Origin of the sequence: Qipengyuania marisflavi (assembly GCF_005884405.1) — a bacterium.
Lineage (GTDB): Bacteria > Pseudomonadota > Alphaproteobacteria > Sphingomonadales > Sphingomonadaceae > Qipengyuania > Qipengyuania marisflavi.
Genome location: NZ_VCAO01000001.1, coordinates 802,437 through 823,333, shown reverse-complemented (window position 1 = coordinate 823,333; position 20,897 = coordinate 802,437). Strand labels below are relative to the sequence as shown.

General features: G+C 62.8%; 5 protein-coding genes. All 5 read left to right on the top strand.

The genetic code is table 11. The annotated features are described in order from the left end of the window. The first annotated feature begins 1 nt into the window (after window position 1). Genes FEV51_RS03980 through FEV51_RS03960 form a run of 5 tightly spaced genes read left to right on the top strand, consistent with a single transcriptional unit; the run spans window position 2 to window position 20,822 of the window. Window positions 2-17,536, top strand: coding sequence for a hypothetical protein (locus tag FEV51_RS03980; RefSeq protein WP_138616065.1), 17,535 nt, complete (start codon window positions 2-4; stop codon window positions 17,534-17,536). 60 nt (window positions 17,537-17,596) lie between these two features. Next, the gene (cysS, locus tag FEV51_RS03975; RefSeq protein WP_138616063.1) at window positions 17,597-19,054 is read left to right on the top strand and encodes a cysteine--tRNA ligase; all 1,458 of its coding nucleotides are present in this window, start codon (window positions 17,597-17,599) and stop codon (window positions 19,052-19,054) included. A gap of 1 nt (window position 19,055) precedes the next feature. Then, window positions 19,056-19,385: a DUF559 domain-containing protein gene (locus FEV51_RS03970; protein WP_171033026.1), complete on the top strand. Its 330-nt coding sequence runs from the start codon at window positions 19,056-19,058 to the stop codon at window positions 19,383-19,385. A gap of 40 nt (window positions 19,386-19,425) precedes the next feature. Continuing rightward, window positions 19,426-19,887, top strand: coding sequence for an RES family NAD+ phosphorylase (locus FEV51_RS03965; protein ID WP_138616060.1), 462 nt, complete (start codon window positions 19,426-19,428; stop codon window positions 19,885-19,887). Beyond that, window positions 19,884-20,822 (top strand): D-2-hydroxyacid dehydrogenase, encoded by a 939-nt coding sequence (locus FEV51_RS03960; protein WP_138616058.1) that lies wholly within the window; start codon window positions 19,884-19,886, stop codon window positions 20,820-20,822. Before FEV51_RS03965 ends, FEV51_RS03960 begins: the two co-directional genes overlap by 4 nt. Window positions 20,823-20,897: the final 75 nt, after the last annotated feature.

Genomic DNA, 20,897 nt, shown 5'->3' with positions numbered 1-20,897 from the left:
TATGTCGGGTCGTAAGGCAACCACCGCAGCGCTGCCGATGCCAGCGCACCATATCAACAGCTTGCACCAGACACCGCGCGCCCATCGCACTCGGCGGCAGCGGCTGATGATGCAGGGTTCGGTGCTGGCCTTGTCGACCACGATGATTGCGTTCGGCGCGAGCGAGGCATCTGCGCAAAGTGTCGCACCGCGCGAAAACGGGACGCGGTCGGTTCAGGCAGACAGCGACCTGACACCGGCACGCGGCACGCATACGACCAGCCCGGTTTCCGATGTCGTGACGGTGTTGAACCAGGAAACGATCATCAACTGGACGACACTGGACACGCTCTCGCTCGACGATACGCTGGATTACGTCAATTTCCTGCCCAATGGGACAAATCTGACCTTTGTTGGCCCAGCTGCCGATTATGTTGTGCTCAACCGGATTTTCACAGCGCCAAGTGCCACCGGCGATTATCGCGGCATCGCCTTTGGCGGCAATGTTTCCAGCCGCATCGGCGCGACTGACGGGAGTATTGGCGGGAACATCTGGTTTTACAGCCCCGGCGGAATTCTGGTCAACTCGACTGCGAGTTTCAATGTTGGCAGCCTGCTGCTGTCCACCAGCAATATCGAAACGATCGGTGCCGGTGGGAACCAGGTCAATTTCCTTGGTATCACCGATCCGGGATCCTCGATCATCATCCAGGGCGGCGCCAGAGTTCTGGCGAATGCGGTCGAAGGCAGTTACGTCGCTATGTTCGCGCCGCGGATCGAGCAGGGCGGTACGATTGACGTCAATGGCAGCGCGTTGCTGGCGGCGGCTGAACAAGGCACGCTGACCATCAATGCCGGCTTGCTGAGCCTGGCAGTGGATGTCGGCAGTGAAGACGCGAATGGGATCGTCCATACCGGCACGACCGGCGGACCGGCATCGACCGGCGGCGGTGATGTGCATTGGACTCAATTGGTGGCTGTGCCCAAAAACCAGGTCATGACCATGTTGGTCGGCGGGACGCTGGGTTACGCGGAAGCGACCAGTGCGGGCGTGGTGAATGGGACAGTCGTGCTGGGCACCGGAGCTCCTACTGGAACCGGCACCGGCAATGTCGATGTCGGCCCGGCGCAGTTCAATTCCTCGACTTTCATCTCATCCAGCAATGATGTGCTGTTTTCGGCAGCGGGTACAACTGAACAGATCACCATTGGCGGCGCCACAAATACTGCGGATTTGACGATCCAGGCGGCTAATCAGATCGATTTTGAAGCGATCAACGGCGGCAATATCTTTGCCTTCGGATCGGTATCACTGGGGGCAGGCAGCGGGGCAGTCGGCGGCACCATCAACATTACCGCTGACGATGTCGGCCGCGATGACGATGCAATCATCAACGGCATAGTTGTTGGCGAAAACTTCACTGCCAGTACCGCGCGGCTTGGCGTCAACGACAGCAGTGCTGGCGGGATTGGTGGCAATGCGACCGGCGGGACCATCAATGTCGATATCAACACCGGCGGCGATTTTCTGGTCGGCGGTAATGTGAACTTGAGCGCTTTTGCGCGCGCCGGTTTTGGCGAAGCACAAGCGGGCAATGCGACTGGTGGCTCGGTTAATTTCGCTGTCACCGGCATCAATAGCCGCGCGCAAGTTACTGGTACGCTCGCGATTGATACCAGCGCCGATGCGGCGATCAATCCAGATAGCGTCGGGGCGCTGTACGCTGCTGTTGGCGGTGACGCTGTGGGGGGCGCGGCCAGCTTTTTTGTAACCGATGGCCGTACAAATTTGGGCGAGCTGTTGATCGACAGTTCCGCCACCGCATCACGCGGGACCGACGCCAGCACAGCGCAAAGCAATGACGCTGTGGCGGGCGATGTCGCTGTCCGGCTGAATGGCAATACGCAAACCATCGGTTCGATCTCTGTCGCCGCCAATAGTTCTGCTGTCGCCTCCTTCGACGCGGCGGGCAATGCAATTGCCGGAGCGGTGGGCCGTAGCCTCGTCGACCTGATTGCCGATGGGTCGACAGTTAATATTGCTGGCGGTATCAATATTGACGCAACGACATTCGGCGATGTCAGCGCCGCTGCGCCAGGCAATGTGATCAGAGTCGCCACGCTGAACGACGGCACAGTCACTGCGGAGTCTCTGGCGCTGAACTCCAGTCACACTAATGGCATGAGCGCTAATGGCGGGACCACTGGCTCGGTTGGTATCGTCACCAGCAGCGGCGGCCTCGATGTTGGCGCGGTCAGTATCGATACCCGTGCCACCTTGGGATTTGGTGCCACCGAATGGCATGACCTGACGGGCGGGAACATCACCGCACTTGCGATCGGCGGTTTCATCAATGGGACCACCCTTTCGGCGCAATCGGGTGTCTATAACAATGAAGGCCTGACGGGTCAGGGCGCTTCGATTGGCGGCAACATCACCTTGCTGGCGGATGCTGGCAATTTCGTATTCAGCGGTTCGGGTACACTCGACAGCAGCGTCGATGGGGGCACTGGCGGTGACCAGACAGGTCTAGTTTCGCGCGCTGGCGACATCACGATCACCCAGCGCGGTGATGCTGCAGGGATTTCCTTCAACGGTCTCGATATCCTTGCAAATGCCGCTGTAACAGGCGGCTTTGCGGAAGGCGCGAATTTCATTGGCGATGGCGGCAATGCCCAAGGCGGCACGATCCTGATCGATCTGCTTGACGAAGATACTGTCACCGCCGATCTTTCGGTGCAGGCCAATGGCACTGGCGGGCAGGGCGGATCAATCGCCGCCACGGCAGGGGCTGCGACCGGGACAGGCGGGACCGGAGCAGGTGGTTCGATTACCCTGAACGTGGGTGGCCGTTCGCTGACGACTTCGGGGGCATCGCTTGAAGCCATCGGGACTGGCGGCGCAGGCGGCGAGGGATATGAGACCAGCAATGCAGGATCGGCTGGAGCTGGCGGATTGGGCCGGGGCGGATCAATTCTAGTCAATGCGACAAACGGCGACATATCTTCCACCGGATCATTCGCAATCAACGCATTTGGCCAAGGCGGCGCAGGCGGAAGTGGGTACGGGGTGTCCGCCGGGCGCGGCGGCAATTCTCAGGGCGGGAACGCCAGTTTCGTGCTTGATGGAGCGAATCTGTTGATCGCGTCCGGCGCACTTGAAATTAATGCCTATGCCGCAGGTGGAGCGGGCGGCAATTCCCAAGCCGACTTTGGCGAATTTCGAGCCGAAGGCGAAGCTGGTGGAGATGGCGGCGACGCATTTGGCGGCACGGCCACATATCGCGACATATCCGGCTCGACCGACGTGACCGTGGTAGCGCTGGATACGACAGCCACCGGCGGAAATGGTGGCCAGCACATCCCGCTAGAATTTGACTATGCAGGTGACGGTGGTGCGGGCGGCAGCGGGACAGGTGGTTCCACCAATGTGATCCTATCGCGCAGTGATGCCAGCTCCATCGGCTATGCGCTCGACGCGCGCGGGACGGGCGGCGAAGGCAGTCTGGGTATCGTTTCCGGTGCTGGCGGCGATGGCATCGGCGGCAACGCCAGCCTGGCTGTCGAAAATGCGGCAGTCATAATCGGTAACTCCTCGCTATTGGCGTCCGGAGCAGGCGGCAATGCGCGCGATTCACAGGGTGATGGCGCTGATGGCGCGGCTGGCGGGCGTGGCACTGGCGGCTCGGCGTCAATCACCGCTGATGGCGCAGTTACACAGCTCAGCAGTTCGTCGGCCGTAAACCTCGGCGCCGATGGCACCGGCGGTGTCGGCGGGCGCGGCGGTTCCAGCAATGACGCGGCAGGAAGCGGCGGCTTTGGCGGCGCTGGCGGGCTCGGAACAGGCGGTACGATTGCTTTGTCAGCCGACAATGGCGCCACCTTGGCCTATACAGCTGGCAGTTCGGTCAATGCGCGCGGGTTCGGCGGAGCGGGCGGCGCGGGCGGCGATAATTTCTCAAATATCGGCGGTATGGGCGGTGCAGGCGGCGGAGCTGTAGGCGGCAGCATCGCGTTCTCCGCTTCGACCGGATCGACCATCACAGTCCAGTCCTTCGAGGGCGACAACCAGCTGAACGCCAATGCGATTGGAAGCACTGGCGGCGATGGCGGTCTCGGTACTTTCGAAAGTTCGTTCACGCCGGGCAGCAATGGTTTTGCAATTGGCGGTGATATCGCACTGCTTTCGACCGGCGACGGTTCCGACCTGACCTTTACGGGCAATCTGATTGCCGATGCCAGCGCGGTCGGCGCGCAGGATACGCGGGCGGACGCGTCTGGCGCGGATGCCACAGGCGGATCTATCACGGCAGAGGCAGCTTTGGGGGCAGCCTTTACTGTCACCGGCGGATTCTGGGCCGACGCCACCACACTGGCCGCAATTGGTGAAGCGGGTGCGGGCACCGGCACTGGCGGAAGCATCGATTTAGTGATGAGCGGCGCAGGAAGCAGCTTCGATCTGCTTGGCCAATTCGACAACAGTTTTCCACTTGGGCCACGCGGCAACAGTCTTTACGCCAATGCCAGCGCGTATGAACCGCAATCGGGTGTACCGGAAATTCGCACGCTGGTTGGCGGTGACACAATTGGCGGGACGATCACGCTCGATTTCGCCGATGGCAGTTCCAGCTTTGCCGCAAACACGGGTTTGGTGGCCGACGCCGGAGCGAGCAATCCGAGCAGTGCACCGGGTCAGGACCCTGCGCTATTCATCAATCCCGCCAGCGCGACCGGCGGAACCATCGCTATTAATCTGACCAACAGCATCAATGTCTGGAATGGCAATGTGCGCGCTGCGGTCAATGCTTTCGCGTTTGGCGGACAGGCCACACTTGGCCAGATAACCGGCGTGCTGAACAATGCCGTGCTCGATCTGGGCGCGAATTCGCTCTCGATGCGTACCTATACGGCTGGCGAGATCGCCATTGTCGATCCCGTTGCGATTGATCTGCAAGTGCTGAACGGATCGACCCTGTCGGCAGGCAGCGTGTCACTGTTTGCCGATGCCGGTCACGGTATCAGCACCAACACCATCCAGACCGGCGATATATCAATGCTGGTCGACAATTCCGCGGTGAACGTACTTACCGGCGGCATTTCCATCGGCACTGAAGCGCAAGCGTTCCGCTTCCCCTCGGTCGCGACCAACACCACCGGCGCTGATGCGGTAGCGGGCGATGTGACCTTCGTGGCGCAGAATGGCAGTGTCATCAGCGGCAATGTCCAGTTGCAGAGCTTCGCCACTTCCGATTCCGGTCCGAGTGGCGGCGATTCTACCAGCGGCACGCTGACCTATGTGCTGGCCGATTCCACTCATACGGGCGGAGCGTTTGGGGCCGCGCTTGAAATGTTCTCCCTCGCGGATGGGCTTGGCGGTCAGGATATTGGCGGCAGCGGCGGCAGAGCGCTTGCTGGCGATATGAATGTGACCATCTCCGGCGCGGCCAATTTTACCGGCGATATGGCGTTCTCAAATTCGCTGTTAACCTCTTACAATGGCGGCAATTCAGGTGCCTTGGGCGCGGCTGAAGCGGGCGACGTCACTATCGACATCCTCGGCGGCTCGGTAAATGTCGGTACTCTCGATTTCACGACCAGCATGGGCGCTGACATTGGCGGACCTGCGACTGCCGGTTCCGACCAGTTTGGCGGCGATTTCAACCTGACCGTAAGCGGCGGTGATTTCTCCGCAGCATCGACAGCAATTTTCGGCGATATGTTCGGCGGAGAGGGCGGCGAGGCGGCTGATCGCGCTGGCGGTACTCCCGGCGCGGGCGGCGCTGCGGTGAGCGGCAATGTCACAGTCACCAATGCCGGCACCGGGGCGTTGGCGCTTGGTGATTTCACAGTTTCGAACAGCGCGTTTGGCGGTCAGGGCGGAGCCGGGAGCACCGGCCCGGGCGGATTTACCGGCGGTGCTGGCGGGCTTGCCTTTGGCGGCACAACCACACTTACCGGGCTTATCGATTACAGCGCGCTGTCGGTTACCAGCCAGAGCACCGGCGGTGATGGCGGAGCGGCTGATTTGGGCGGTACTGGCGGCCGCGGCGGGACCGCTTTCGGCGGCAATCTGACCATTGATAGTCCGGGCGCGCTGACCAACACCATTTCGCTGGTGTTCTCGGGCGCAGCTGTGGGCGGCGCGGGCGCGGATGGCGACAGCGGCGGCACCGGCGGGGCCGGCGGCGCTGGTCTGGGCGGCGATTTCACCATCGCTCTCACTGGTACAGGCGATCTGGCACCAGTCCTGGAGACATTGACTGCGGACACCACTGGAACCGGCGGAGCAGCAGGAGCAGGCGGCAGCGGTACGGCGGCTGTCAGCGGCGGCGCGGGCGGCACTGGCGGTGCCGGTACAGCGGGAGATGTGACATTCACGATCTCCGGCGCTGGGGCGGTGTTCAACACCATCGGGATGAATTTCAATCTCGATGCCAGCGCCTTGGGCGGTGTTGGCGGCACTGGCGGCGCAAATCTGCTTGGCGGGACTTCGGGCAATGGCGGGCTTGGCGGCAACGCCACCGGCGGCAATTACTCGGTCAACGTCAATGACGGCGCATTGCTCGACATCTCGGCGGCTGAGGAAACATTCCAGAGTGTCGGACAGGGCGGCGACGGCGGCGCTGGCGGCGCGCTCGATCTGACCAATGGCGGCACTGCGGGCGGCGGCGGCAATGGCGGCGACGGCACCGGGCTACAGGTTCGCGTGACCAAGAATGGCGGCGATCTGGTCGCTGGCGATCTGACGTTGCTCAGCCTTGGCGTGGGCGGCAATGGCGGCGCTGGCGGGACCGATGGCGGCGCGCTGAGCGGAACTGCGGGCAATGGCGGTGCTGGCACGGGTGACATTGTGCTGCTGGCCAATGCCTTCACCATCGGCGGTTCGACCACCGCCAATGATTTTGTCATGCGGTCTCAGGGGATCGGCGGATCGGGAGCACTTGCTGGCGCATCCACTGCCGGATCGGTGATTTACCAGAGCACTGTCGCGAACCCCGCCAATGTTCTCGACTTCGCCAGCCTGACACTCGAAGCGCTTGGCGATGACGGGACCGGCGTGGTTGTGTTCGGCCCCAATTCGACGCCCACCACTGTGTCGGGCAATGCCGACTTCACCAGCTCGGATGATTTGTTCTTCGTCCCCGATGGCGGCGCACAACTTGTGGTTGGCGGCAGCGTCTTCTTGTCTGCGTCAAACGATATCGTGATGTCGCATTCCAACGCACCGTCGGCAGGCTTCCTGTCGCTTGACGTCGGCGGAAGTTTCTTCGCCGCAGCGGGTGGTAATTTCAGCGCAGACCTGGGCACGATCGTCCAGGCCGGCGATCTGCTGTCAATCCGTGCAGAGGGCAATCTCGACGCCGACGACCTGCGGGCCGGCGACAGTATCGACCTCTCTGCCGGACAGAATTTGACTGTCACCGATCTGACGATCACTGGCCCCGTTCGGACATTCCCGCTTAGCGGCGGCGTTGCGGTCGCTAACGGGATCAGGCTGGAAGCTGGCAATACCGAGATTGCAATCGGGCTTTACGACCCGACCGCGCAGCTGACGATTAACGGCAATGTGACGTCCACCGGGGACATTACGATGACCTCGGGCGGACAAGCGATTATCGCGGGCGGCGCCGATGTCTCGTCCGATAATGGCATATCCATCATTACTGGTGACGACATCATCCTTGGTGCCGGAGCCACGCTGACGGCGGCTGCCAACCCTGCCAACAGCCCGGATACCGCCAACCCCTTTACCGGCAGCGGAAATCTGGTTCTGGCGGCGGGACTCCTGGTCGAAACAGGCCGTATGGAGGCCCCGCTCACCACGCCGATCTCGTCAATCGTGTTGGACGGGACGATCAATTCCAACGCCTTTTCCACGATCATGACGGCCAATGCGATTGACGGGCTGGATTCCACCATCACCGCCGCATCACTGACCGCGGATATCAATGATGCCCCCGCCGCCGGTGCGCCGCAGAGCAATGATGCCGGATTGCTGTCTGCCAATTGCCTCGAAGGCTCGATCTGCCTCGGCTCCGTTGCAGTCGATAACCAGTTCCAGATTGGTCAGGCCAGCAACAATGACGTGATTCAGCTGATCGTTGAGCAGCCCAATCTCGCGGCCAACCGGATCCTGATCACCACCCGCAATGATATTGTGATGGGGACCAGCGGCTTCCCGACCACGCTGACCGCGAACGACCAATTCCTGCTCGCCAGCACCAGCGGTAACGTGAACCTGTTCGATGCCACGGTGACCAGCAACCAGATCGATATTTCGGCAGCGGGCAGCCTGCTCGGCACCGGGTCACTGATCAGCCCGAACGATATCGGGATCACTGTTGGGCAGGACATCAATCTTGCCCTGCTCGACACTGGCGGCCAGCTGACCAATGTCGGCGACACCGGCGGTCCATTCGAAACCGCATATGCCGTGCCCGGAAGCCTCGACATCGGCACCTATATTCAACGGGGCGCGACCGGCGTGCGGATAACTGCCGGTGGCGATATCAGCTTTGGCGAAATCCAGACCAATGGCGCGCGCACTATAGCGCTGCTCGCCGATGCGGGCGATGTGTTCCTGGGCGCTGTGACCCCGGCGAACCAGATCACGCTGGCGGGCGACAATGTGATGTTTGGCGATCTGTCGACCGTGTCGCAGGGCATCGATATCACTGCAGACAATGGCGATGTAGCCGGCGGCAGCCTCGATTCCGCGCAGCTGCTCTCGGTCTCGGGCAATGCGGTCAATGTTGGCGATCTGTCGTCAGGGGCAGCGATGGATATCACTGCGCTGGCGGGTGATCTGACTGCGGGTGCTGTCAGCAGCGGCGCAGCGGCCACGCTGGATGCATCCGGTAATGTCACAACCGGCGACATCAGCGCCGCTGGGCTTGGCCTGCAAGTGAGCGCGGGCGGCTATATCGCAGTGGGCACGGTCAGCACCACGGGCGCAGTGGCCAGCATCGGCATCAACGCTGGCGGGGCCGTGGATTTCACCAGCGTCACCAGCAGTTCGCTGCTGACCATTACTGGCACCGATATTACCGGCGGCGACGTGCAGGGCGACGACCAGACCGAAGTTACGGGCGAAACTGTCGCAATCGGCAATGTCACCTCTGCCAACGGCTTCGTGATCGTGGAATCGACCGTGGGCGATGTGTCCGCAGGCGATATCACCAGCGATACTCTGGGGGTGACTGTCACGTCTGCCGGAGCGGCAAATCTGGGTAATCTGACTGGATCGAACGTCAATGTAACCACGGCGGGCGATGCCACGCTGGCCGATACACTCGCGCGGGCCAATCTCACCTTCGAAATTGGCGGCAATCTGGTCTCCGGCGCGCTGGTCTCGCAATCGGCCAGTCCGGGCCTCAGCGTTACCGTGGGCGGCGATGCCGATGTCACCTCGGCCTCGTCCAACGGCCTGTTCGACTTCACAGTCGGCGGCGCGCTGACCGGGGGTGATTTCTTTGGCGGCAATCAGACGAATGTCGATGCCGGATCGGTCAATCTTACCTCGCTGGTTTCGGGCGGTGCAATCACTGTGGCGGCGAATGCGGGCGATGTGACCATCGGCACGCTGGACGCCAACGGCAATCTGCGCGTTGATGCCGCAGGTCAGGCCATCATCGGCCAATCGGACAGCCTGTTTGCGACACGGATTTTTGCAAGCTCAATAGATCTTGGCGGCGCGAATTCGGGCGGCCTGATGCTGCTCGACGCAGCCACCGGCGCGGTGACCGTCACCGGCACGCTGGATGCGGGCGCCAGCCTCACCATCAACGCGGCGACCACTGTCACGCTCGGCGATGCGGCGGCGGGGGCAGGCTTTGCGCTCACTGCAGCGGATGACGTGACCTTCGGCACCATCACCGCCACCGATGGCGACGCGCAGGTCACATCCACCGGCGGCTCGGTAAGCGGCACTTCGCTGCTGGCTATTGCACCCATCGGCAGCGCAGGCACGGACCGCGCAATCATCGATGCGGCGGGCGATATCACCCTGACCGGGATGGCGCAGTCGGTCGATGACGGTGTGTTCCTGACCGCAGGCGGCGCAATTTCGGTCAACGATATTCAGGCGCGTGACCAGATCCGGGCGACTGCCGGAACGGGCGCAGTCACTATCGGCACTATCACGCAAGACCTCGCTGGTTTCGACACAATCCTGCGCGGCTCCGCTGTCTCACTGAACAGCGGCACACTGGGCGGATCGCTGGTCATGGATGCGCTGGCGGGTAACGTTGCTATCAGCGGCACTGTCACAGTGGGCGAGGTAATCGATCTTGACGCTACTGGCGGCATCTCCATCGGCACTTTGGCAGCGCAGGGCGGTGACTTCACCGCCGATGCTGGCGGCGCAATCACTTACGGCGCTGCCTCGGCGACGGGCGATCTGGCGTTCACGGCGGGCGGGGCGATTACCGGCGGCGATCTGGATGCTGGCGGGGCGCTGACTCTGAACGGTGCGGATATTGTGATCGGCGCGGCAAGCGCGGATGCGATTGCGATTACCGGCAATGCCCTCACCTCGGACCTGCTCGATGCGGGGGCCACAATTCTGGTCGATGCGTCGGGCGACGTGAGCATCGCCAACCTGCTCAGCGGCGGCCAGACCGACATTACCGGTGCAAGCGTGCAATTGGGCGGCGGCGACATTGGCGGTGCGCTGGCTGTCACTGCGACCGCCGGGGCACTCACACAAACCGGGCGGATCGATATCGCCGGGGCAGCCAGCTTTAACGCCGACGCAGGTGATATTGTGCTGGGTACTGTGGTGGCGGATGACACACTTCAGGTGCTGGCAAGCGGAAACATTGATGCCTTTGCGCTGACCGGTGCGCAGGCCGGTACGGGCGATCTGATCGTCGACGCTGGCGGTGCAGTGACCGTGGACCGCGCATTTATGTACAATTCCGGCGGAACCGCCCGCATCGCGGGTAGCTCGGTATCACTGACAACTGGCCGCTTTTCCGGTCGCCTGACGATGACCGCGCGGACTGGTGATATCACTTCCGGCGGCGTGATTACTGCCGACCAGACCGCTAGCTTTATCGCCAGCGGCGATGTTGCTTTGACAGGCGTGGATGCCGTGGGCGGGATCGCCATCGATGCTGGTGCGAACGCGACTTATGACGAGCTGATCAGCGACCGCGGCGATGTGACGATTGCAACCGCAGGCGATGTCACCGGGCGCCGCGCGATAGTTGGTGTGGCCGGGGCCGATGCCTCGCTGCTGATCGATGCGGGCGGGACGGCGACGTTGACCGGCCTCCATCGCGGCCGCTCGGGTGTCAGCATTACCGCAGACACAATCGATGCGGCAGATGTCCGTAGCGCGCAGGGCGATATAGAGATTACCGCCAATGGTCTGGCGAGTATCGGCAATGTCACAACGCCGGTTGGCCTGGCCACAATTACGGGCGCTTCAGTGGTGCTGGACCAGGCTACCTTCTCCAGCGGTCTGTCGGTCACTGCGACTGCGGGCGACATAACCGGGACAGGCAATCTCAACGGCAATCTGGCGGCTGGCTATGCCGCGCTCAGCGCGACTGGCGACATCGCCATCGGCTCTGTCAGCAATGATGGCGCGATCACGCTGGATGCTGGCGGCAGCGCCAGCTTTGCCGAACTGTATTCGCGTGACGGCAGCATTGCGGTGAACGCTGGCGGTGACATCACCGGCAGCACCGTGGTGGCCGATGATAGCTTCGGCACCGGCGGGATCGACAGCGTTACGCTGACAGCGGGCGGCGATGTGACGCTGGATCAGACGATCACCGTTTTCAACGGCTACAGCGGTGCCGCAGACGATTTCACGATCAATGCTGGCGGCGCTGTTTCGCTGGTGACGATCGATGCTGTTGGTGCATTTGCAGTGGACGCGGCAGGCACCGTGGCAGTGGACAGCTTCTCCAGTGGCGCGAGCACGACGATTTCAGGCTCCGACGTAAGCGTTGGCAGCGGAGCCGTGGGCGGCGATCTGGCGCTGACAGTTACAGCGGGCGATCTTGACGCCACAGGCGCTCTCACGGTTGGCGGCGGGATCGATCTCGATGCCAGCGGAGCCATCGCGATTGGCACTCTGGCAGCGCAAGGCGGTGACTTCACCGCCGATGCTGGCGGCGCAATCACTTACGACGCGGCTTCGGCGACAGGCGATCTGGCGTTCACGGCTGGCGGCGCGATTACGGGCGGCGATCTGGATGCTGGCGGCGCGCTGACGCTTAGCGGCGCAGATATTGCCATCGGCGCGGCGAGCGCGGATGCGATCGCGATTACCGGCGATGCCCTCACCTCCGACCTGCTCGATGCGGGCACCACTGTCGTGGTCGATGCGTCGGGTGACGTGACTGTCATCGCCGTGCAGAGCGGCGACCAGACAGATATTTCCGGCAATGTCGTCGATCTCGGCAGCTTTACTACGGGTGCGGCCACCAGCATCGCGGGCGCAAGCGTCAGCATTGGCAGCGGGACTTCGGGCGGCGATCTGACTATCGACGCCTCGGCGGGCGATGTTGTGCTTGGCGGAGCAGTAACCTCTGCTGGCGGCATGACGATTGGCGCAGCAGGTTCGCTTCAGGCGGCCACGCTCGATGCGCAGGGCGGCGCGCTCAGCATTTTGGCGGACAATGTTTCGCTCGACACCGGATCGGGCGCGAATGGCGTGCTCGTGCAGGCCAATGGTGACATCGCTTTTGGCAGTCTCACCAGTGACAATCGCAATGTCGAGCTGACCGCCGGTGGTTCCATAAGCGGTGATACTGCGATTGCGCGGGCTGTAAGCGGCGACGGCGGGTTCGACCGCGTCATCATGGACGCTGGCGGCGACATCACCATGTCCGGTGTCGTGCAGTCGGTGTTTGACGGTGTGTTCCTGACCGCAGGCGGGGCAATCGACCTTGCCGATGTGCGCTCAAGCGACCGTATCCAGATCGCTGCGGGCGGCACGCTCGACATTGCGGCGCTGGTGCAAAGCGATGGCGGTTTCGCCACTACGCTGAGCGGTTCCTTCGTGACCTTGGGCGATGTGCAGACCGGCGGTAGCGCCACGATCGATGCCGGGCTGGGCCTGCTGATCGGCACCGCCAGCATTGGCAATGGCCTGGTGGCCAATTCGGCTGGCGATGTGACATTCACAAGTATCGAAACCAGCAATGACGATGCCGAAATCAATGCCGCTGGTTCGATCAGCGGCGGCGATATCGCGGCGCTGGCTGTGAGCGGCGAGGGCGGCCTAGACCGGGTGATCCTGTCAGCTGGCGGCGACATCGCCATTTCCGGAACAGTCTTGTCGGCAACCGACGGCGTGTTTGCGACCGCTGGCGGCGATTTTGCCGCAGGGACCGTCGATGCGCAGGACACGGTGTCGATCGATGTCGGCGGCGCAGTCACGATTGACGATGTGTTCCAGCGGGTCGCCGGGTCGGATGCTACAATCAGCGGCGCTTCGATTGCGCTGGGCAGGGCCACCATCGCCTCCTCCTTCACTGCGACAGCCAATAGCGGCGACATCGCCGTCAGCGGCCCCCTGAGCGTCGGCGGCACTGCTGTGATCGATGCAGCGAACGATGTTTCGCTGGCCAGCGCGAGTGCGGCAGGGCTGGATGTGACGGCTGGCGGCGCGATCGGTTTCGGCAGCCTGATCTCCGATCTACAGATTGCGCTGACAGCCGATGGAGCAATCAATGGCGGGACGCTTGATGCCGCAACCACGCTGACGGCGAGCGCCGGATCGACATTGGACATTACAACTGCGACCGCAGGCGGCGCAGCCAGCCTTGATGCGCAGGCGATCACTTACAACGCTATAATTGCAGGCGGGCCGGTTACTCTGGCCGCACGCTCTGGCGGGATTACCGGCACAGAGAGTGGCGACATTACGTCGGGCGGGGCGATTGGCCTCAGCGCAGCAGGCGATATCCTGGTGGGCACTCTGGCAGCCCAGGGCGGTGATATTTCCGCCGATGCCGATGGTGCGATTGCTTACAATGCGGCTTTGGCGACAGGCGATCTGGCGTTCACGGCTGGCGGAGCGATTGCCGGCGGCGATCTGGATGCTGGCGGCGCTCTGACACTCAGCGGTGCGGATATTGCCATCGGCGCGGCGAGTGCAGATACAATTGCGATCACTACTGGCGCGGATATTCTGTTCGACAGCTTGACCGCCAATGCTGCGATCACCCTTGCAGCCACCATTGGCACCATCGGTGCCAATGCGGGGCCGGGCGACATCACCAGCGGCGGCGATGTGACTCTGGACGCGCAGGTGCTTGCGCTTGGCGATGTCAGCAGCGGCGGCTCGCTAAATGCAACCTCCAGCGTCGGCGATGCCAGCTTTGGTGCGGTGGATGCGGCAGCGGATATTACGGTGAGTGCAGCTGGCGGGGCCAGCCTCACCAGTGCCATCAGCGGCGGCAACACCTCGCTCACCGGCACAACGATATCACTAGCCAGCGGCGACATTGGGGGCGATCTGGCGCTCGATGCTACGGCTGGCGATCTTGATGCCACCGGCGCTCTCACGGTTGGCGGCGGGATCGATCTTGACGCCAGCGGAGCCATCGCGATTGGCACTCTGGCAGCGCAAGGCGGTGACTTCACCGCCGATGCTGGCAGCGCGATCACATACGATGCGGCCTCGGCCACTGGTGATCTGGCGTTCACAGCAGGCGGAGCCATTACCGGCGGTGATCTCGATGCTGGCGGCGCATTGACACTCAGCGGCGCAGATATTGCCATCGGCGCGGCCAGTGCGGATGCGATTGCGATTACGACTGGCGCGGATATTCTGTTCGACAGCCTCACCGCCAACGCTGCAATCAACCTCGCTGCGACCAATGGCACTATCGGCGCCAATGCTGGACCGGGCGACATCACCAGCGGCGGCGATGTGACGCTTACCGCGCAGGATATTGCGTTGGGCGACATTGCAGCGGGTGGCGCGATCAGCGCCGCCGCGACATCGGGTGATGCGGATTTTGCCTCGCTGACAGCAAGCAGCGACATTGCCGTCGTCGCAGCCGGGACGCCGACCATCGGTGCGCTCTCCAGCGGCGGCGATACGAGTATTACCGGCGCTTCGGTCACGCTATCGCAGGGCGATGTGGGCGGCGATCTCAGCCTGACCTCGACCACTGGCGATGTCGATGCACGCGGCACTGTGACGGCAGGCGGCGCGATCACGCTCAGCTCGGCTGGTGCGGTCCAGTTCGATACGCTCAATGCAGCGGGCGGTGATCTGACTGCCAATGCGGCGGGCGATATCGACTTTGCTGCGGCCAATGCCGCGGGCAGCGTTACGCTGGCCAGCAGTGGCGGCGCGCTGAATGGTGGGAACGTCACTGCGGGCAGTGCCATTGCGCTTTCGGGCACGGCGATCAGCCTTGGCGATCTGGATGCGGGCACTGCTCTTACTGCCGATGCTTTTGGCGGCGATCTGGCGATTGGCGATGCCTCCGCCGGAGCAGCCGGGATCGATTTGACAGCAAGCGGCGGCGTGTCATCGGGCGATCTGGCGGCCAGCGGACCGATTGCGGTTGATGCCGGTAGCACACTCGTTCTGGGCAATGTCACGGGCGGCGCCATTGCGCTGACCGCAGGCGGTGCGATTGGCGTCGGGATTGTCTCCAGCACGGACGACCTCACGATTTCCGGCAGCGAAATCGCTGTGACTTCGGCCAACGCCGCTGGCGATACTTCGCTGCTGGCGCGCAGTGGCGCAGTGACTGCCGACGCGGCCACTGCCGGGGGCAGGCTGTCCGTGACCGCACAGGGCGCCATTATGCTCGGCGATGCGGTGGGTGACAACATTGCCTTGACTGCGACCAATGGCGCGCTGACGATCACCAATGATCTGCGCAGCACTGCGGCGGGGCCGGTCGATGTCACATTGAGCGGGACGTCGATTGCCATCACCGACAGCAATGGCGTGCGCATCTCCAGTGCCGAGGCGACGGGCGGCACGCTGGCCATCCTCGCCGCTGACACTATCGTGATCGGCTCTGGACAGGCGGCGGACAATGTCTCGCTGAACAGCAGCGGCGGCAGCGTGCTGGCCGGGACGATTGTCGCTGGCGCGGACGCAGGCCCCAGCAGCGAAGTGGATGGCAGCATCACCATCAGCGCGGCGCAGGACGCCACTGGCGCTCTGACTGCGGCCAGCCGCATCGGCGTGACAGCCGGGGGCGATATCACGCTTGGCCAGTCGACCGCGGGCACGTCCATCACGCTGGATAGCGGCGCGGATACGGTGATTGCCGGAGCGGTTGCGGCAGGCACCGACATTGCTGCAAATGCGGGCGGCGTGTTCGATATTATCGGCGCGAATTCCTCGCTGGTGGCGGGCCTCGCGCTCGACATCGTGGCGCAGGAGCGGTTCCTGACCGAAGGGCTCGCCAGTGGTGAGCGCATTGTAATTACCTCCGGCGATGTCGTCATCACGGATAGCGGCCAGCTGGGCGACGCGAGCCGGACGCAGAGCATTGTGCTCAGCAATCTGGGCGCGCCGGTCACGCTGGGCGGCGATGGCAGCGCGGCAGGATATGTGGTTGATGCCAGCGAGTTCGCGCGCATCTTCAGCGGCGGCGATGTCGCCATCTCGGCGACCGGCGGTGTGACTGTCGACAGCTTCACCGTCAGCGTTGGCGGACAGGAACGTTCCGGCACGATCGGTTCGGCGGGCAGCTTCACGATCGACTCGCAAGCCTCCATCGATGTGATCGGCGCGCTGGATTTGACCAATGCGGGCGCGGAAAACACGCTGGGCCTGCGCGCTGCGGACACCATCCGGGTGCAGGAAACGGGAAATCTGCGCGTTACCGATGCGGACGATACTCTGACCGGCCTGATCGCGCTGGAAGCGGCGAATATTGCGATGGGCAGCGATGCCGCGCTCGGCGATTTCGAGGGCAGTAGTATGGCGGATCTGGGCACTGCACTGGGCACGCCTACCAACGTAACCAGCGTTGCCGGGTTCATTCAGGCCGACACGATCAACTTCACCGTTTCGGACAGGCTGCTCATCCAGAACACCGGGGCCAGCAGCGAATTTGCCGACCGGCGCGGCTTTACCGCCAATACTGTCAATATCACTGCGGATGATGATGGGCAGATCAACGGCATCGCGATCAATGGAACGATTGGCGGCGTGACCGGGCTGGATGCTATCGAGCTGGCCAATATCGCTGGCGATTTTGATGCGGATTCGACCATTAATGGCTGCCTGATCGGCAATCCGGCCAGCTGTATCCCGGTAATTCCGCCGCCGCCCCCGCCCATCGATCCGGTGTTCGGCACGCCGATTCAGGATCTGCTGGAAGAGAATATCCGCGAGGATAATGATGAGGCGCTGGGCGTCGATCCGGTTGGCACCATGCTGGTAATGCTGGATGATCCCACCACGGACGAGGATGACCCGTTGATCGACGATCCGGTAACCGGTGCAGGCAATGACGATCTGTGGAACGGCACGCAGGATGAAGAGTGCGATCAGGATGACGAAGATCCCTGCCCGGTCGAAACGCCCGAAGAAGAGCTAGAGCCAGCCGAATAAGCGCGCGGCACGCTGCCCAGTCTTGACCCGCGTGTTTAGGGCAGTGCAAGGCGCGCAGTGATGACTGACACCCCGCCCCCCGCCGATCTGCGCCTGTTCAACTCGCTGACCCGGCAGGTCGAGGTGTTCAGCCCCGTCCATCCGGGTGAGGCGCGCGTCTATTCCTGCGGGCCGACGGTCTATAACTACCCCCACATCGGGAATATGCGCGCCTATGTCTTTGCCGACATTCTGGGCCGGACGCTGAGCTGGAAGGGGTATGACCTCACCCATATCATCAACATCACCGATGTCGGCCATCTGACCGATGACGCGGATGCGGGTGAGGACAAGATGGAGAAGATGGCGGCGGAACGGTCGCAGTCGATCTGGGACATCGCCAAGCATTATACCGAGGCCTATTGGGCCGATGTGCAGGCGCTCAATATCCGCCAGCCTGCCAAATGGTCAGTGGCAACGGACTACATCGACGAGATGGTCGCGTTCGCCAAGGGCATTGCGGACAAGCATTGTTACGAGCTTGAGAGCGGCCTGTATTTCGATGTGTCGAGCATCGCGGATTACGGCAGGCTGGCCCGCGCTGTGACCGAGGACGGCGAAGGCCGCATCGACACCGTAGAAGGAAAGCGCAATCAGGCTGATTTCGCCATCTGGCGCAAGACCCCGGCGGGCGAGACGCGGCAGATGGAATGGGACAGCCCTTGGGGCAGGGGGGCGCCGGGCTGGCATCTGGAATGCTCGGTCATGGGCGGCAAATTGCTTGGCTTCCCCTTTGACATTCACACCGGCGGGATCGACCACCGCGAAATCCACCATCCCAACGAAATTGCGCAGAACCAGGCGCATTGCTGCGCGGGTGGCCTCGACTCCGCCGAAAACAGCGGCGCGCGCATCTGGATGCACAACAATTTCCTGGTCGAACGGTCAGGCAAGATGAGCAAAAGCTCGGGCGAATTTCTGCGCCTGCAACTGTTGATCGACAAGGGCTATCACCCGCTTGCCTACCGTATGATGTGCCTTCAGGCGCATTACCGCAGCGAGCTGGAGTTCTCGTGGGAGGGCTTGCAGGCCGCGCTGACACGGTTGAAGCGGATTGTGATGGCGGTTGAACGGCTGAGTGATGCGGCAGTTGGTGACGCAGTGCATCCCAAGTTTGCGCCCATGCTGGAAAAGTTTGCTGCGGCAGTGTCGGACGATCTGAATACCAGCGTCGGTCTGGTTGCGCTGGAGGAAGCTTTGGCGGTGAAGAAGGTGGATGCCGCGGCGAAACGCGCCGTGGTGCATCAAATGGACAAGGTTCTTGGGCTGAACCTGTTTGGTCTTTCACGCGAGGCGCTCCGCATCCGTCCCAAGGCAGCCACCCTCACCGAGGCCCAGATCGAAGCCGAACTGATCCGCCGCAAAGAGGCGCGTGCCGCCAAGGATTTTGCAACTTCGGATGCTATCCGCGAAACACTTACCGCCAAGGGTGTCGAGGTTATGGACGGTGATCCGCTCGGCTGGGAATGGAGACTTTGATATGGCCGATCCGCACGATCTTTTGTGGCAACATTTACAAGGCTCGCCGCGCGGCCTCAAATTCCTGAGAGATTTTGCGGAAGATGGCGTGACGCTGCAATTCTACTGCGCCGAGGCCCATCTCGCTGCCGAGATCACCGACGATCCGTTCAAGCAGGCCGACACCGATCTGCGCGAAGCGTGGCTGGAGCAGCACCGCGTCGATGTCATGCAAATTCCGCCCTCCCACGTCCTCAGAAACGCCTCCGAAGTCTCCGACGCCATCCTCTCCATCGCGACCGGACGGGTTGAGCGATTTGCCGATGCGGCATCGGGAAAGTCGGCCAAGTGATTGTTGATGTCCCGTTCAGCGCAGGCTGGAGCCGGGGCTGATGCGATTGTGGCGGCTGAGCCGTGCGCCTTTCATGGCGCTCGACGGTTCAGGACCAGAGCGTCACGGTGCCCGCTATTCCTCGCCCGGCTTGCCAGTGGTCAATTTCGCCTCCGAGGCAGGTTTGGCGGTTCTGGTGGCGCAGCGCTACCTGCCTGCCGACCGCGCAGATTATCCCGGTGATTTGCGACTTGGCTGGACAGAGATTGACGCAGCAGCCGAACGCATTCCCGATTGTGCCGACGAGGCTGCCATCCGTGAATGGGTCGACGAATGGCTGCTGAGCTGCCGTTCACTGCTCGCGGCAATCGCCTCGCGAGTGCTACCAGAAGGCGATATCGTGCTGATGAACCCGCGCCATGCCGATGCGGAGCGGGTCGCTCCGCTGACCAGCCGCCCGTTTGACTTTGGTGCCTGCCTGCATCGCCCGCCCATGCTCGACACCTATCGGAGCAATTCATGACCAAAGCCGTCCTGTCCGCCATGATCCGCCCGCTGGTGGAACCGCTCCTGCCGGGGTGGGTGGAGCCGCAATGGTTCATGAGCAAGGAACAGGCGCTGGAACTGGCTCCGCGGGCGGAAATCGGGTGGTTCGATTTCACCCAGCCAGAACCGATGGTCGAAGTGGTAACAGCGGCGACGCAGCTGAAATGGCTTAACTCGATCTATGCCGGACTGGATTTCCTGCCGCTTGATCTGCTGCGCGAGCGCGGCGTTACCGTGACCAATGGCGCGGGGATCAATGCGATCACGATTGCCGAATATACCGTGATGCTGATGCTCGCCCATGCCAAGGGATACCGCGATGTGGTGCGCGCTCAGGATCGCCGTGAATGGCTGCTCGATTCGCCGGGCAAGCGTGAGCTGGCTGGGGAGCGCGTGCTGCTGCTGGGGCTGGGCGCGATTGGCGGGTTGATCAAGACGCGGCTTGAGGCGTTCGATATGAAGGTGGTGCCGGTGCGCCGCTCTGGCGAACAGGGTGCGCTGCGTCCGGGGGAATGGCGCGGCCGGCTGGGAGAGTTCGACTGGGTGATCCTCGCCGTCCCCTCCACCGCCGAAACCGCCGGGATGATCGGCGCGGCGGAGCTGGCGGCGATGCGGCCCAACGCCGTGCTGGTGAACATTGCGCGCGGCGATGTGGTCAAACAGGACGCGCTGATCGAGGCGCTGCGCGAAAACCGCATCGAAGCCGCGCTGCTCGACGTCACCGATCCCGAGCCGCTGCCCGCCGATCATCCGCTGTGGGAACTGGCCAATGCGCAGATCACGATGCATCTGTCGGGGCGCGCGCAAACCAAGATGTTCCAGCGCAGCGCCGACCGCTTTATCGCCAACCTCGAACATTGGCACAGCGGCCAGCCTGTGGCCCCGCAAATGGACCTTGAACTCGGCTACTGACTCGCGCCGCGCGGTCTGTTAGGCCTCGCGCATAAACCGGGAAAACACGGGTTGCGTTATTGATTTAGGGGCCTT

What these genes read in the sequence shown, in the direction of transcription:
- FEV51_RS03965 (WP_138616060.1), top strand. Translation starts at nt 19,426, where the DNA reads ATGCGATTGTGGCGGCTGAGCCGTGCGCCTTTCATGGCGCTCGACGGT.
- cysS (WP_138616063.1), top strand. Translation starts at nt 17,597, where the DNA reads ATGACTGACACCCCGCCCCCCGCCGATCTGCGCCTGTTCAACTCGCTG.
- FEV51_RS03970 (WP_171033026.1), top strand. Translation starts at nt 19,056, where the DNA reads ATGGCCGATCCGCACGATCTTTTGTGGCAACATTTACAAGGCTCGCCG.
- FEV51_RS03960 (WP_138616058.1), top strand. Translation starts at nt 19,884, where the DNA reads ATGACCAAAGCCGTCCTGTCCGCCATGATCCGCCCGCTGGTGGAACCG.
- FEV51_RS03980 (WP_138616065.1), top strand. Translation starts at nt 2, where the DNA reads ATGTCGGGTCGTAAGGCAACCACCGCAGCGCTGCCGATGCCAGCGCAC.